The sequence below is a fragment of the Microbacterium atlanticum genome (genome assembly GCF_015277815.1).
Lineage (GTDB): Bacteria > Actinomycetota > Actinomycetes > Actinomycetales > Microbacteriaceae > Microbacterium > Microbacterium atlanticum.
The window spans coordinates 3071781-3084354 of the sequence record NZ_CP063813.1; the positions used below are offsets into that span (position 1 = coordinate 3071781).

General features: G+C 70.0%; 17 protein-coding genes and 1 tRNA gene. 8 read left to right on the forward strand and 10 right to left on the reverse strand.

Annotated elements, in window-relative coordinates; translation table 11 throughout:
* Nucleotides 1-12 precede the first annotated feature (12 nt).
* Entirely contained in the window at nt 13-603 is a 591-nt protein-coding gene (locus IR212_RS14140) for a thymidine kinase (protein WP_194396511.1), read from the forward strand.
* 67 nt (nt 604-670) lie between these two features.
* On the opposite strand, the gene IR212_RS14145 is transcribed toward IR212_RS14140, so the two are convergent.
* On the reverse strand, nt 671-1129 hold the full coding sequence (locus IR212_RS14145; protein WP_194396512.1) for an Hsp20/alpha crystallin family protein: 459 nt from the start codon (nt 1127-1129) through the stop codon (nt 671-673).
* A 298-nt stretch (nt 1130-1427) separates the two neighbouring features.
* Here IR212_RS14145 and IR212_RS14150 point away from each other — a divergent pair, with 298 nt between their 5' ends.
* On the forward strand, nt 1428-2411 hold the full coding sequence (locus tag IR212_RS14150) for a hypothetical protein (protein ID WP_194396513.1): 984 nt from the start codon (nt 1428-1430) through the stop codon (nt 2409-2411).
* A gap of 105 nt (nt 2412-2516) precedes the next feature.
* Here the strand turns inward: IR212_RS14150 and IR212_RS14155 are convergent, their stop codons facing one another.
* A complete protein-coding gene (locus IR212_RS14155) occupies nt 2517-4103 on the reverse strand; it encodes an L-serine ammonia-lyase, iron-sulfur-dependent, subunit alpha (RefSeq protein ID WP_194396514.1) in 1587 nt (528 codons plus the stop codon).
* 102 nt (nt 4104-4205) lie between these two features.
* Complete coding sequence (locus tag IR212_RS14160) at nt 4206-4574, reverse strand: VOC family protein (protein ID WP_194396515.1); 369 nt, start codon at nt 4572-4574, stop codon at nt 4206-4208.
* A gap of 109 nt (nt 4575-4683) precedes the next feature.
* On the opposite strand from IR212_RS14160, the gene IR212_RS14165 reads away from it, so the two are divergent.
* The 4 genes from IR212_RS14165 to IR212_RS14180 all read left to right on the forward strand — a co-directional run bounded on the left by IR212_RS14165 (nt 4684) and on the right by IR212_RS14180 (nt 6226).
* On the forward strand, nt 4684-4851 hold the full coding sequence (locus IR212_RS14165; protein WP_194396516.1) for a hypothetical protein: 168 nt from the start codon (nt 4684-4686) through the stop codon (nt 4849-4851).
* 89 nt (nt 4852-4940) lie between these two features.
* The gene (locus IR212_RS14170; RefSeq protein WP_194396517.1) at nt 4941-5810 is read left to right on the forward strand and encodes a P-loop NTPase family protein; all 870 of its coding nucleotides are present in this window, start codon (nt 4941-4943) and stop codon (nt 5808-5810) included.
* Nucleotides 5811-5879: 69 nt separating this feature from the next.
* On the forward strand, nt 5880-6065 hold the full coding sequence (locus tag IR212_RS14175) for a hypothetical protein (protein ID WP_194396518.1): 186 nt from the start codon (nt 5880-5882) through the stop codon (nt 6063-6065).
* A complete protein-coding gene (locus IR212_RS14180; RefSeq protein WP_194396519.1) occupies nt 6062-6226 on the forward strand; it encodes a hypothetical protein in 165 nt (54 codons plus the stop codon). Before IR212_RS14175 ends, IR212_RS14180 begins: the two co-directional genes overlap by 4 nt.
* Nucleotides 6227-6259: 33 nt before the next feature.
* Here the strand turns inward: IR212_RS14180 and IR212_RS14185 are convergent, their stop codons facing one another.
* Complete coding sequence (locus tag IR212_RS14185; RefSeq protein WP_194396520.1) at nt 6260-6466, reverse strand: dodecin family protein; 207 nt, start codon at nt 6464-6466, stop codon at nt 6260-6262.
* Nucleotides 6467-6678: 212 nt separating this feature from the next.
* Between IR212_RS14185 and IR212_RS17150 the strand changes: the two genes are divergently transcribed.
* Together IR212_RS17150 and IR212_RS14190 are read left to right on the forward strand one after the other, a co-directional pair.
* Nucleotides 6679-7146, forward strand: a complete 468-nt coding sequence (locus IR212_RS17150; protein WP_228479336.1) for a transglycosylase SLT domain-containing protein — start codon at nt 6679-6681, stop codon at nt 7144-7146.
* A complete protein-coding gene (locus tag IR212_RS14190; RefSeq protein WP_228479337.1) occupies nt 7143-8120 on the forward strand; it encodes a cation diffusion facilitator family transporter in 978 nt (325 codons plus the stop codon). The genes IR212_RS17150 and IR212_RS14190 overlap by 4 nt, the downstream gene beginning before the upstream one ends.
* 15 nt (nt 8121-8135) lie before the next feature.
* Here the strand turns inward: IR212_RS14190 and IR212_RS14195 are convergent, their stop codons facing one another.
* The 6 genes from IR212_RS14195 to IR212_RS14220 all read right to left on the reverse strand — a co-directional run bounded on the left by IR212_RS14195 (nt 8136) and on the right by IR212_RS14220 (nt 12477).
* Nucleotides 8136-8543, reverse strand: a complete 408-nt coding sequence (locus tag IR212_RS14195) for an SDR family NAD(P)-dependent oxidoreductase (RefSeq protein ID WP_237684551.1) — start codon at nt 8541-8543, stop codon at nt 8136-8138.
* Nucleotides 8544-8779: 236 nt separating this feature from the next.
* Nucleotides 8780-9034 (reverse strand): hypothetical protein, encoded by a 255-nt coding sequence (locus tag IR212_RS14200; RefSeq protein ID WP_194396522.1) that lies wholly within the window; start codon nt 9032-9034, stop codon nt 8780-8782.
* 204 nt (nt 9035-9238) lie between these two features.
* Nucleotides 9239-11452, reverse strand: coding sequence for a glycoside hydrolase family 3 N-terminal domain-containing protein (locus tag IR212_RS14205; RefSeq protein ID WP_228479339.1), 2214 nt, complete (start codon nt 11450-11452; stop codon nt 9239-9241).
* Nucleotides 11445-11888 carry a hypothetical protein gene (locus tag IR212_RS14210; RefSeq protein WP_194396524.1) on the reverse strand — a complete coding sequence of 148 codons (444 nt, stop codon included), beginning with the start codon at nt 11886-11888 and terminating at the stop codon, nt 11445-11447. Before IR212_RS14210 ends, IR212_RS14205 begins: the two co-directional genes overlap by 8 nt.
* Nucleotides 11878-12282, reverse strand: coding sequence for a winged helix-turn-helix domain-containing protein (locus IR212_RS17350; RefSeq protein ID WP_420488603.1), 405 nt, complete (start codon nt 12280-12282; stop codon nt 11878-11880). Before IR212_RS17350 ends, IR212_RS14210 begins: the two co-directional genes overlap by 11 nt.
* Before the next feature lie 122 nt (nt 12283-12404).
* Nucleotides 12405-12477 (reverse strand) — tRNA-Arg (locus tag IR212_RS14220).
* Nucleotides 12478-12574: the final 97 nt, after the last annotated feature.

The window sequence follows — 12574 nt, forward strand, 5'->3', positions numbered from 1 at the left end:
AGGGTGGGCGCCATGCACACACGCAACCAGGCGAGGCTGCAGGTGGTGGCCGGCCCGATGTTCGCCGGCAAGTCCGAGGAGCTGCTGCGCCGGGTCCGCCGCGCGCGCATCGCCGGGCTGTCGGTCGAGGTGTTCAGCCACACGCTCGACGACCGGCGCGGCCAGGGGCAAGTGAGCTCGCACTCGGGGCTCAGCATCCCCTCACGGCCTTTCTCCGATGTCGCGTCCCTCGTGTCGGCCGTGCACGGAAGGGAACTGGATCTCGTGGCCGTCGACGAGGCGCAGTTCTTCGGGCCCGACCTCGTGCCGGCGGTCGACGCACTGGTGGCCGGCGGCGTGGACGTCGTCGTGTCGGGACTGTGCGTCACGTTCGACGGGCGGCCCTTCGAGCCGCTGCCGTCGCTGATGGCGATCGCCGAGAACGCGATCAAGCTCACCGCGGTGTGCGCGGTCTGCGGCGAGGACGCGGCGTTCCATCAGCGGATCGCGGCCGCCGGCGACGGCGAAGACCCGACCGTCCCGACGCGGGCGCAGGTGGGCGGCATCGAGTCGTACCAGGCGCGCTGCCGTCGGCACTTCACCGCGGCGCTCACGCGCCGGTAGAGAACGGATGCCCCGCCCCCGGGCGCGGGGACGAGGCATCCGTCATTCTCGCCTGCTGCTCAGCCGGTCACTGCTCGATGGGCTGCGGCGCGTCGGCGGTCGACTCGTGCGCCTTGATGGTGGGCGCGGAGCCCTCCGTCGACACCTCGACCTTGCGCGGCTTGGCCTTCTCGCTGACGGGGATCGTGACGCTCAGCACGCCGTTGCTGTAGCTGGCGGAGATGCGCTCGGTGTCGATCCCCTGCCCGAGGTTGAGCTGCCGCAGGAAGCTCGCGGCCTCCCGCTCGCGCGTGATCCACTTGACGTCGTCGCCGCTGTGGAGCGTGCGCTCGGCGCGGATCGTCAGGAGCTGGCCGTCCACGTCGATGTCGACCGATCCCGGGTCGATGCCCGGCAGGTCGGCCGTCAGGACGTAGTGGTCGCCGTCGCGGTAGAGGTCCATCGGCATGCGGCGCGGGCCGCGTCGCGTGTCGAGGAGACTCGACGCCAGACGATCGAGGTCACGGAACGGGTCGTAGGTGGCCATGGGGTTTCTCCTCTCGTTCTTGGAGTTGAGTCGACTCGACTCAACTAGTGACAGATTAGCACTCGCACGTGCCGAGTGCTAAGTGGGCGCGTGTTCGCCCTGGACGAACACCCGGGTCGCGACGTTGCCAGATGTGGCCGTGAGGGCCGGAACCGACGGTTGGAAGCGGCCACGACTGCCACATCCATGGGCCCGCGCAGCGCCGGCGCCTCCTCCCCAGCGCGCCGGGTCCGCACGAGTACACACAGATCCGGATGCCTGGACCCCCTCGGCCACCCCGCGCGAGAGGGTCGGGCATATGCCTCGCGTCCCGCGCCCGCTGCCACCCGAGCTCGGAGACGCCTTCGCGTACGCGGACGCGCGGCGGGCCGGGGTGACGCGGCGACGACTCCGGGCGCAGGACTGTGAGGCGCCGTTCCGCGGCGTGCGGCTCCTCACGCGACCGGACCGGATCGAGGAGGCGGCGGACGCGCCGCTCGCCCGCGACCGGATCCAGCGGGCCGACGTGACGCGGCGCGCCCGAGGGCTGCAGCAGGTGATGCCGGCCCACGCGTTCTTCGCCACCGAGACGGCCGCCGTCCTCTGGGGCGTTCCCGTCAGCCACGGCGACCTTCTCGCGGTGGCCGTTCCCGCTCCGCACCGTGCGCCGCGGCGCCAGGGCGTCCGCGGCCTGCAGGTCGATCCCGGCCTCGTCCGCGTCAGCGACTGCGGCGGTGTGCGGGTGAGCAGCCCGGCGTCGACGTGGGCCATGCTCGGGTCGATCCTGACGCTGCGGGAGCTCGTCACGGCGGGTGATGCGTTCGTCCGCATCCCCCGGGACGACCGCGAGAAGCCGCTGCCCCACCGGAGCTTGACGTCGATCGAGCAGCTTCAGCGCGCCACCGCGGCGGGGCCGCGGAAGGGCGCTGCGCGCCTGCGGGCAGCCCTCGAGCTCATCAGAGTCGGAAGCAGCTCTCCGCTCGAGTCGGAGTACCGCCTGGATGCCGCGGGCGCGGGGCTGCCCGAGCCGCAGCTCGACGTCGAGATCCGCGACGCCGCAGGGCGTCTGCTGGGCATCTCGGAAGTCGTGTATCCGCATCAGCGCACGGTGGTCGAGATCGAGGGCGACCACCACCGCACCAGTCGCGCCCAATGGAACCGGGACATCGAGAAGTACGCGTCGTACGCGCAGGCGGGGTGGGAGGTGGTGCGGCTCACCTCCGCACACATCCGCGGGAGGCATCCGCGCGCTATCTCGATTGTTCGAGCTACCCTCCTGCGGCGAGGATGGGAACCCTCCTGACCCGCGATCGGTCCGCCGGCGGGTGCGCACGCCCCAGAGGATCTGGCAGCTGTGGCCGCCTCGCACTCGCCGTACCGGCCGCAAGCGCCGGATTCTCCGAACCCGTCAGCACTCGATGACGTTGACCGCGAGACCGCCCTCGCTCGTCTCCTTGTACTTGTGCGACATGTCGATGCCGGTCTGGCGCATCGTCTCCACCACCGCGTCGAGCGAGACGTAGTGCGAGCCGTCGCCGCGCAACGCGAGCCGGGCCGCCGTCACCGCGGTCGACGCGGCGATCGCGTTGCGCTCGATGCACGGGATCTGCACCAGCCCGCCGACGGGGTCGCAGGTGAGGCCGAGGTGATGCTCCATGGCGATCTCGGCCGCGTTCTCGATCTGGCGGTTGGTGCCGCCCATCACCGCGGTGAGGCCGCCCGCCGCCATCGCGCACGCCGAGCCCACCTCGGCCTGGCACCCGCCCTCGGCTCCCGAGATCGACGCGTTGGCCTTGAAGAGCGAGCCCAGCGCCGTCGCGGTGAGCAGATAGCGACGGATGCCGCGGCGACGGTTGGCTTCGGCGACCTCGTGCTCGTCCCACCCGGCGACCTCCGCGGGGGCGGCGGGATGCCCGTGGTAGCCGAGGAGGGCGCTGCCGACGAGCTCGCCGTACGGGGTCACTGCGTTGCCGGCACCGAGCCCGGAGTCGGCGAGGAAGCGCCACCAGTACATCGCGACCGCCGGCACGATGCCCGCGGCGCCGTTGGTGGGGGCGGTCACCACGCGTCCGCCCGCGGCGTTCTCCTCGTTGACGGCGAGCGCGAACGCTCCGAGCCACTCACCCGGAAGCTCCCGGCGACCGTCGGCCTCGGCCTCCTCGAGCTGCGCCCGGATCGCAGCCGCACGCCGTTTGACCCCCAGGATCCCGGGCAGCACGCCGTCGGCACGGAGCCCCGCCTCGACGCAGCCGGCCATGGCGTCCCAGATGGCGTCGAGCCCTTCGGCGACCTCCTCCTCGCTGCGCAGCGCGGTCTCGTTGAGCCGCGCGACTTCGGCGATGGTCAGGCCTCGTTCATCGCACAGCGCGAGCAGCTGCTCGGCGCTGTCGAAGTGGACGGGGAAGGCGGCGGCGCGCGTCGCGACCGGCTCGCCCTCACGGCGGATGAAGCCACCGCCGATCGAGTAGTACGTCTCGCGGGCGACGAGGCCGGCGTCCGAGGCGACTGCCGGGGCGAGGACGCCCGTCGATGATCCGGTCTCGCGGATGCCGGGCGCGCTCAGCCCGCGCGGCGGGCCGTCGGCCGGCGAGCCCCATGCCTCCAGTGTCATCGCGTTCGGATGGGCGGGAAGCCTGGTGCGCGCCGCGAAGACGACGTCGCCGCGCCGGAACGGGACGGCGTGGACGCCGGCTACAGCGAGGGCGTCTCCGTCGGTCCATCCGCTCCACGCCGCGCGCACGGCATCCGGATCCACCGTCTCGGGCTCCAGCCCCTGCAGCCCGGCGACGACGGCGTCGGGCGTCCCGTGGCCGATGCCGGTGGCGCCCAGCGAGCCGTACAGCGTGCACGTGATGCGCGCCACCCGGGGCAGCGCACCGGACGCGCGCAGCCGGTCGGCGAAGTCGTGGGCCGCCCGCATCGGGCCGACCGTGTGGGAGCTCGAGGGTCCTACGCCGATGGAGAACAGCTCGAACGCCGAGACGTAGGCGCTCATCGCCACCAGGCTAGCCGCACTCCGTGCGCTCTGGCAGGCGTTATCGAGCCGATAGGAGCACGATGCGCGCATCCAGACGACTTGGCGGGGCAGTCTGCCGCGTCAGGCCGACGGCCGGAACGACACCAGCCCGACCGTGTTGTCTTCGGAGTCCTTGACGAACGCCTGCCACTCGTCGTGACCGGCAGGGCCGAGCGTGTCGTCGGAGTGATGGAAGATCACGTGCGGCGGCGAGACCACCTCCGCGCGATCTGCCAGCCGCGCGATGGCGGTCTCGACGTCGTCGACATGGAGGTAGAGCAGCGATGACGGCGCGCCGCGGTCGAAGAGCAGCCGCACCCCGTCGAGCTCGAAGAACAGCAGGCCGGGCGGGTCGAAGACGGCGGCGGCCGGCGTTCCCAGTAGAGCGGAGTAGAAGGCTGCCGCGCGGTCGAGATCGTCGGCATGCTGGGCGACCTGGACGAGTCTCATGGCGTCATTGTGGCCCGCGCGTACGCGACGTGCCAGCACGGTGCAACCCCCCTCGCGCGGCGCCCCCGGTCGGAGTAGTCAAGAGGTACTCGTCTTCTGGAGGTGCGTGATGCTGTTCGTCATCTATCTGATCCTGCTCATCGGCGGCATGGTGCTGGTGGGCATCTCGTTCTCGCTGCCGATCCTCTCCGCCCCGGCCTTCGTCGTGGGCGTGCTCATCATCGCCGGCGCCGTGGCGGTGCCGATCACTGCGGGGATGTTCGAGCAGCGGAGGTAGCATCCGTCATCCGTCATCCGCGTCCGCGGCGGGCGACCCATCGCGGACATGCGAGAATCGCCCTTTCGGCTGGAGGGGGTGCGCGGTCCATGACGGACGCCGTCGATCAAGCGAGCGGCATCGTGCTGGTCGAGGGGCTTCCGGGGTCGGGGAAGTCGACGACAGCCGGCGACCTCGCCGCGTGGGTGGGCGATAAGGGCGTACCCGCCCAGCACTGGCCGGAGGGTCGACCCGACCACCCGGTCGACTTCGAGAAGGTCTCCCTCCTCACGGACGAGGAGTTCGCGCATCTGCGCGACGACCCGGAGTCGTGGCGGACCGTACGCGCACATGCGGAGCGCTACCCCGACGGCTGGATCGTCCGCGACACCGATCGCCTGCAGCTGCCCGGTGACCTGATCGGCTGGATCCGGGCCAGGGACGCGTACGACGGCGACGTTGCGCCCGAGGTCCACGCGCGAGCCCTGTCGGAGAGCTGGCGTCGATTCGGCGCGGCGGTGAGCGCGGACGAGGTGCAGGTGTGGGAGTGCGTGCTGATACAGAATCCCGTCTGCGCCTTCATCGCCCGGTTCGACCGCCCGCCGGCGGTGCTCATGGACCATGTGAGAGGACTCGTCGCGGCGGTGCGAAGCCACAACCCGATGCTCGTGTACCTCGACCCCGGCGACCCCGACGCGGTGCTCCGGAGGGTCGCCGAGGAGCGCCCGGAGTGGTGGCTGGACTTCGTGATCCGGTACCACACCGAGCAGGGCTTCGGGCTTCGGGCGGGCCTGCAGGGATTCGATGGCTACGTCGAATTCATGCGGATGCGCCGCGAGCTGGAGCTCGACCTGCTGACTCGGCTGGATCTGCCGACGATCGTGGTGGAGACATCGCGAGAGCCGCGGGATGCCGCGACGCAGCGCATCCGCGGCTTCGTGGCGGCGCACCTGGCCGGGTCGGCGCGTTCGTCACGCTGACGCGGGAGCGATGCGCGCCGACGGCGGCGAGGCCGACGTACGCTGTGACTGTTCGCGAAGGGAGCACCGATGCCCGTCCACGATGATGACCTGCCGGTGCACCGCGTGCCCGGACCCGGTGAACCGGACATCCCGGAGATCGAGGTGGACGAGACGATCGCCCCTCGGCCCGAGGAAGAGGTCGCCGACCTCCTGCGGGCGGAGCCGGACGTGGCGGATCACCGCGACAGCGCACGCGGCCCATCACGGCCGTGACCGCGTGGAGTCTCGATCTTCCCGGCGTCGTCGAGCTGCCCGGTGGTCGACGCGTGCGCGGCCGCGGACTGCGCGAAGGGGCGCGGGCGAACTACCGCGCGCGGGCGGCGGAGGCCCCGTGGCAGCGCCGCTTCGTCCGCACCCTCGACGTGCAAGGCTAGGTCCCCGAACGGCACGCCGGGATGACGCCCGGCTTACTCCGGCACGTACTTGAACGAGAGCTGGATCCGGGTGCGGAACAGCAGCGCGCCGTCGTCGCCGACCACGACGTCCTGTTTCGTGACCTCCGCCACGCGCAGGTCGTGAAGCGACCCGGACGCTGTGGTGATCGCCTCCCGGGCCGCCTCCTCCCACGAGGACGCACTCGTGCCGACGACATCGATCACTCGGTACACGCTCATCTCGACCTCCATCGCTCGATGCGGACAGGTCCATGATGATGGCGTGCACGCGCCGAGGGAAGGGCCCACAGGATCAGAGCGACGGCCTGGCGGCCACCCGCGCCGCCGATGGCCCACGTCAGCACTTCCGGCGCGGTGGACGAGCACTCCAGCTCGACGTACCTTCGTGGCGCCTCGCCGAGCCGTCGCAGGCGCGCACCTATCGTGATCTCATGCGGAGAGTCCTGGCGCTGACCACATCGCTGCTCTTGCTGAGCGGATGCGCCGCCGTCCCCGCGGATCCCCAAGGCACCTTGGAGCGCGTGTCGGGCGGCACCCTGAACGTCGGCGTGTCCCCGAACGGCGACTTCGCCTCCGTGTCCGGCGACGCGGTAACCGGCTCCGAGGCAGCGCTCGTCGAGGCGTTCGCCGACACGGTCGACGCGGACGTGGAGTGGACCGTGGGATCAGAGGAGGCACTGGTGCGTGCCCTGGAGCGGGAGGATGTCGATCTCGTGATCGGCGGGCTGACCGATGCCACGCCGTGGGCGGACAAGGCGGGTGTGACGAGGCCGTACGGCGAGTTCACCGACGAAGACGGCAAGACCCACAAGCTGGTGATGCTGGTGCCGATGGGCGAGAACGCCTTCCTCACCAGGCTCGAGACGTTCCTGACGCACGAGGCTGCGGGGTCACGGTGAGCATCAGCTTCGGCAGGACCGAGCTGCCCGAGAAGCAGGTGCAGGTGCTGCACCGGGCGATCAGGCTCGAGTGGATCACGATCGGCTTCCTCGCCGTCAGCGTCACCCTGGTGTTCCTCGTGCTCGGCAACTCTCAGGCGATGAAGGCCGCCTGGCTCGAGGATCTGCTCTCGTTCATCCCTCCGATCGCCTTCCTCATCGCGGTGCGGATCAACCGGAAGCCACCCACTTCGGATCATCCCTATGGGTTCCACCGATCGGTGGGGGTCGGGCACCTCGTCGCCGCGGTGGCCCTGACCGCGATGGGGACGTTCCTCATCATCGATTCGGGAACGGGACTCCTTCGCGGCGACCACCCGACCATCGGAACCGTCGTGGTGTTCGGTCAGGTGATCTGGCTCGGCTGGCTGATGATCGGCGTCATGGCTCTCATCGCCGTGCCACCCGTCATCATCGGGCGCGCCAAGCTGAAGCTGGCACGGGAGCTGCACAACAAGGTGCTGTACGCCGACGCCGACATGAACAAGGCCGACTGGATGACGGCGGCCGGCTCCATCGTGGGTGTCGCGGGCGTCGGCATCGGGCTCTGGTGGCTGGACTACGTCGCCGCCCTCTTCATCTCCGCCAGCATCCTGTACGACGGCTTCCGCAACCTCCGCGCCGCCATCCTCGACCTGATGGATGAGCGCGCGACCACGTTCGACGACAAGAAGCCTCACCCGGTCGGCCGAGAGGTGGAGAAGTACCTCCGCGAATTGCCGTGGGTCGCCGAAGCGGGGTGCCGCACGCGCGACGAGGGGCACGTGTTCCACATCGAGGCGTTCATCGTCCCGCGCGACGGTCAGCCGCCGTCGATGGAACACCTCGAGCGTGCCCGGCTCGCCTGCATCGACATCGACTGGAAGGTGCAGGACATCGTGCTGGTGCTCGTCCCCGAGCTCCCGGACGTCGTCCAGCCGGAACCGACGCTCTAGACCAAGCCGCCTTCCTCAGCGGATGGTCCACCCGCCGTCGACGGCCAGCGTCTGGCCGGTGATGAGCGACGCCGCGGGAGAGCAGAGGAACACGACGGCTCCGGCAACCTCCGTGGGCTTGCCGATGCGATGCAGTGCGGCGATCCGGTCGATGACGTCGGCGCGGAATGCGGGATCGGACAACGCCTCGGACGTGCCGTCGGTCTCGATGAATGTCGGAGCCACCGCGTTGACGCGGATGCCCCGCTCACCCCACTCGACCGCATGGCAGCGGGTCATGTGCAGCATGGCCGCCTTGGCGATGCAATAGGACGACTCACCGGGCAGCGCCACGATGCCGGCCTGCGAAGCGATGTTCACGATCGCACCGCCGGACGGCATGGAGCGCGCGACGTGCTGCGAGAGGAACAGCGCTGAGCGCACGTTCAGCGACCACACCGCGTCGAAGTCCGCTCCGTCACGTCGATCGCCGGCGCGTTGATCCCGCCGCCGGCGTTGTTGATCAGGATGTCGAACGCGCCATCATCGGATGCGGCGTCGATGGCGGCTCGCGCCTCATCGAGTTCCAGGACGTGGAGGACGATCGAGGATGCAGAACCGCCCTCGGGGACCGCCGCGCGGCATACATGAGTATCGCAGCACCGCGCCGGTTCGGAGTCTCAACCACCCTGCCTGCGGACGGGGACCAGAGCCGGCCGCGCGCTCCGGTGCAGCTGCCCTCGGACCTCGTCGATCGTCGCGAGGATCGACACCGTCTCGTCGTGCGTGTGCAGCGGCGACTCGACCCGCTTCTCGGCCACGTATGACGCGAATGCGGTCGACTGATAGGCGTAGCCGTCGGTCGGCCCGTCGACGGACGGATGCCGCCACGTCGCGGTCTCCTGCGCACCCCACGGCCCCACCACGACGGTCATCTCCGTGGGCGTGAACCATGGCGAGGCGAACGCGACGCGACCCGCGGACCCGGCGACGTCGGCCGTCGCGGGGAGCGATGTGACAAGCGATGTCGACAGCAGCGCGGCGGAATCGCCTTCGCTGGTGAGCAGGATGTTCGCGGTGGCGTCGACGCCATCGGGTGTGACGGTGCCCGCCGCGCCGCGGCGAGGGAAGAATGAGTGTCACGAACGATCTCCGGTCGAGGGTTGCGGTGAAGCAGCCGTCACTTCGATGCGCGCGGCGAGCGGCGCATCCGACGATCCTCCGATGAAGACGTCGAAGGCTCCCGGCTCGACGTCGAAGCCCGGCGTGCGGTGCGATTCCGACCAGAAGGCGAGATCCTCGAAGCAGAGCTGGAACGCCACCGACTGCGACTCTCCTGCCTCCAGGTGGACCCCGGAGAACTTGCGCAGCACCCTGACCGGCTGCACGCGGTGCGCGACGACGTCGTGGATGTACAGCTGCACGATCTCGTCTCCCTCGCGGTCGCCGACGTTGGTCACGGTGATCTCGAGACCGAATGTCGCGCCTTGCCGCAGGCTCTCGAGGGGCATCATCTCGGTCCGCACGCGTGCTTCCGAGTACTCGAATCGGGTGTAGGTCAGCCCGTGTCCGAAGGGCAGCAGCGGCCCGAGGTCGAGATCCAGGTACTTCGAGGAGTACTTGTCGTCGACATTGTTGGGCCCGTGCAGGGCGGGGTCCCATTTCGTCGGCTCCAGCTGCCCGCCGACAGTTGCGGGGCGCCCCGTGTTCTCGTGGCTGTAGAAGATCGGCACCTGGCTGCTGCTTCGCGGCAGCGACACGGGCAGCTTGCCGGAGGGCGCGGTGCCCCCCGTCAGCGCCGAGACGATCGCATGCGGTGCCTCGGTGCCGAGGTGCCACGCCTGCAGCACGGCCGGCGCCCGATGGAACCATTCGCTCAGCGCGAGCGGCCGACCGCTCTCGATGACCACGATGAACGGCACCCCTGTGTCGGCGATGGCGTGGATGAGCGCCTCCTGCTGGCCGGGCAGGCGCAGGTCGCTTCGTGACGCGGCCTCGCCCGAGAGGTTGCTCGGCTCGCCGACGAACACGACGACCAGGTCGCTCTCCGACGCCTTCGAAGCCGCCTCCGCGGCGAGAGACGGGTCGTCTCCCCCGAGGAACGTCGCGCCCGGGCTCAGAAGAACCTCCGTCTCGGGGAGTCGGCGACGCAGCTCGTCCACGATGCTCCCCGATGGGGTGGCGAACGACTGCACCCATGCTCCGAGATGATCGGTGCTGTCCGCGGAGGGGCCGGTCACGAGAAGTCGCCGCGGCCTGCGAAGAGGCAGCAGCGCGTCGTCGTTCTTGAGCAGCACCATCGACGCCGCGGCGACGTCGCGCGCGATGTCGCGGTGTTCCGGGGTCGCCTCGAAGATCTCCTGCTCGGGCTCGACATACGGGTCGTCGAAGAGTCCGAGCGCGACCTTCAGCGTGAGGACCCGACGGACGGCGTCGTCGACGACCGTGGGCGAGAGCTCCGCGTCGGTGAGGGCGGGGACGCCGTCCTTCACCACGTTGCCTCCCATCTCGACCGTCAAGCCCGCGCGGAAGGCGAGGAGGAGCGCCTCGGCGGTGGTCGCCGCAACCCCATGGGGGATGAGGTTCATGACCCCGTCCGCATCCCCGACGACGACGCCCTCGAACCCCCACTCCTCCCGCAGCACCTCGGTGAGCAGGCGCCCGTTGGCGTGCATGGGAACGCCGTCGATGGTGTTGAAGGCCGCCATGATGGTGGCAGCGCCGGCGTCGAGCACTGCCTTGAAGGGCGGGAGGTAGGTGTTGCGCAGGCGGTACTCGGACATGTCCGTCGTGTTGTAGTCGCGTCCGCCCTCTGCGTGGCCGTAGCCGACGAAGTGCTTCGCGCACGCGGCGATGGCGCTGGCCGCGGCCAGGTCGTCGCCCTGGTATCCGCGCACCATCGCCGCTCCGAAGGCGCTGTTGAGGAGGACGTCCTCGCCGAAGCCCTCGACGACGCGGCCCCACCGCGGGTCGCGCGAGACGTCGACCATCGGCGAGAAGGTCCAGTTCACGCCCCCGGATGCCGCCTCCCGGCCCGAGACGCGGGCGACGAGCTCCGCCAGCTCCGGCTGGAAGCTGGAGGCCAGCGCGAGCGGTGTCGGAAAGATCGTCCGCTGGCCGTGGATGACGTCGAGACCGACGAGCAGCGGGATGCCGAGCCGGGTGTTCGTCACCGCGTGGCGCTGCATCGCATTGGTCGCCTCGGCGCTGCCCTGCCAGAAGATGCAGCCCATGCCGGCGGAGACGAGGTCGCGAGTGCGTCCCGCATCCGGGTGATAGGTGATCTGCAGCTGGCCGAGCTTCTCCTGCCAGGTCATCCGGGCGAGGAGGTCTTCGACGAACGGGTCATTCACGAGGGTTTCCTTTCGAGACGGTCGCAGCGGCGTCGACCGACCACGGGTGCAGCGTGGCATAGCGATACCACGTCAGTTCTTCCAGGTGCCAGGGACCCAGCTCGGATGAGCGCGAGTACTTCGCCAGCAGGCTCCCCCGCTGATGCTCGACCTGTCCGGGACTGCGGGGTGCGATGACGGTGACGCTGGCGAAGACATCCGCCGACAGCAGATCCTCGCCGATGCGGACGACGGGCGAGGTGGCGAGGATGAAGCCGGATGCCCCGCGCCCACTCGAGGCCAGCATCCGGCGGGCCGCTGACGCGGCCGAGGCGCTGATGTCGGCGTCCTCCAGCACGTCCAGGCCGCGTTCGTTGTAGCCGTGGCAGAAGCCCATCAGCGAGTTCCGCAGCTCCAGCGTCAGCAGAGTGCGTGGGGAGACCCCCTCATCGGACACCCCTCGCACCACCGCCGGGACGGTGACCCACGACTGCCGGTCGGCGAGGTGCTGCTCGAGATGCGGATCCGGCTCCCGCCGCCACGGCGTGGTCCGCAGGAGGGGTCGCCACGCCAGCCGACAGGGAGAGCCGGCGCGGTGCCCGGCCGCCCGTGGAGGGGCCGCGTCCCGTGCTGAGGATCAACCCGGCTTCCTGCAGCTGGGTGACGCGTTCCGCGACCACACTGCGTCCGAGCCCGACCCGCTCGATGAGAGTCGTCTGCGTGACGCCGTCGTCACGTCGGATCGCGTCGAGGACGGCCGATAGTCCGGCTTGCCGCTCACCGGCCATGGCACATCCTTCGAGACTCGAGTTCTCCTCAAGTATGCCGTCCGGCGCGGTTATTCCGGTCATCGGAAGAATGGCGTGTAATCGACAGGAAGAGTCGCCCTCGGAATCAGGCGGGATACTCGAATCCCGGAAACACGAAGACCCGCGGAGATCCGCGGGTCTTCGATCACTGTCTCAACACAGTGCGCGCCCGAAGGGACTCGAACCCCTAACCTTCTGATCCGTAGTCAGATGCTCTATCCATTGAGCTACGGGCGCATGTTGCTCGCTCGCGCGCACAACGTCGTCAAGAATACCTCACGCGTGCGCGGGGCGCGAATCGGCGGCGGGATGCCGCGCCCCGGGCGTGTCCGCC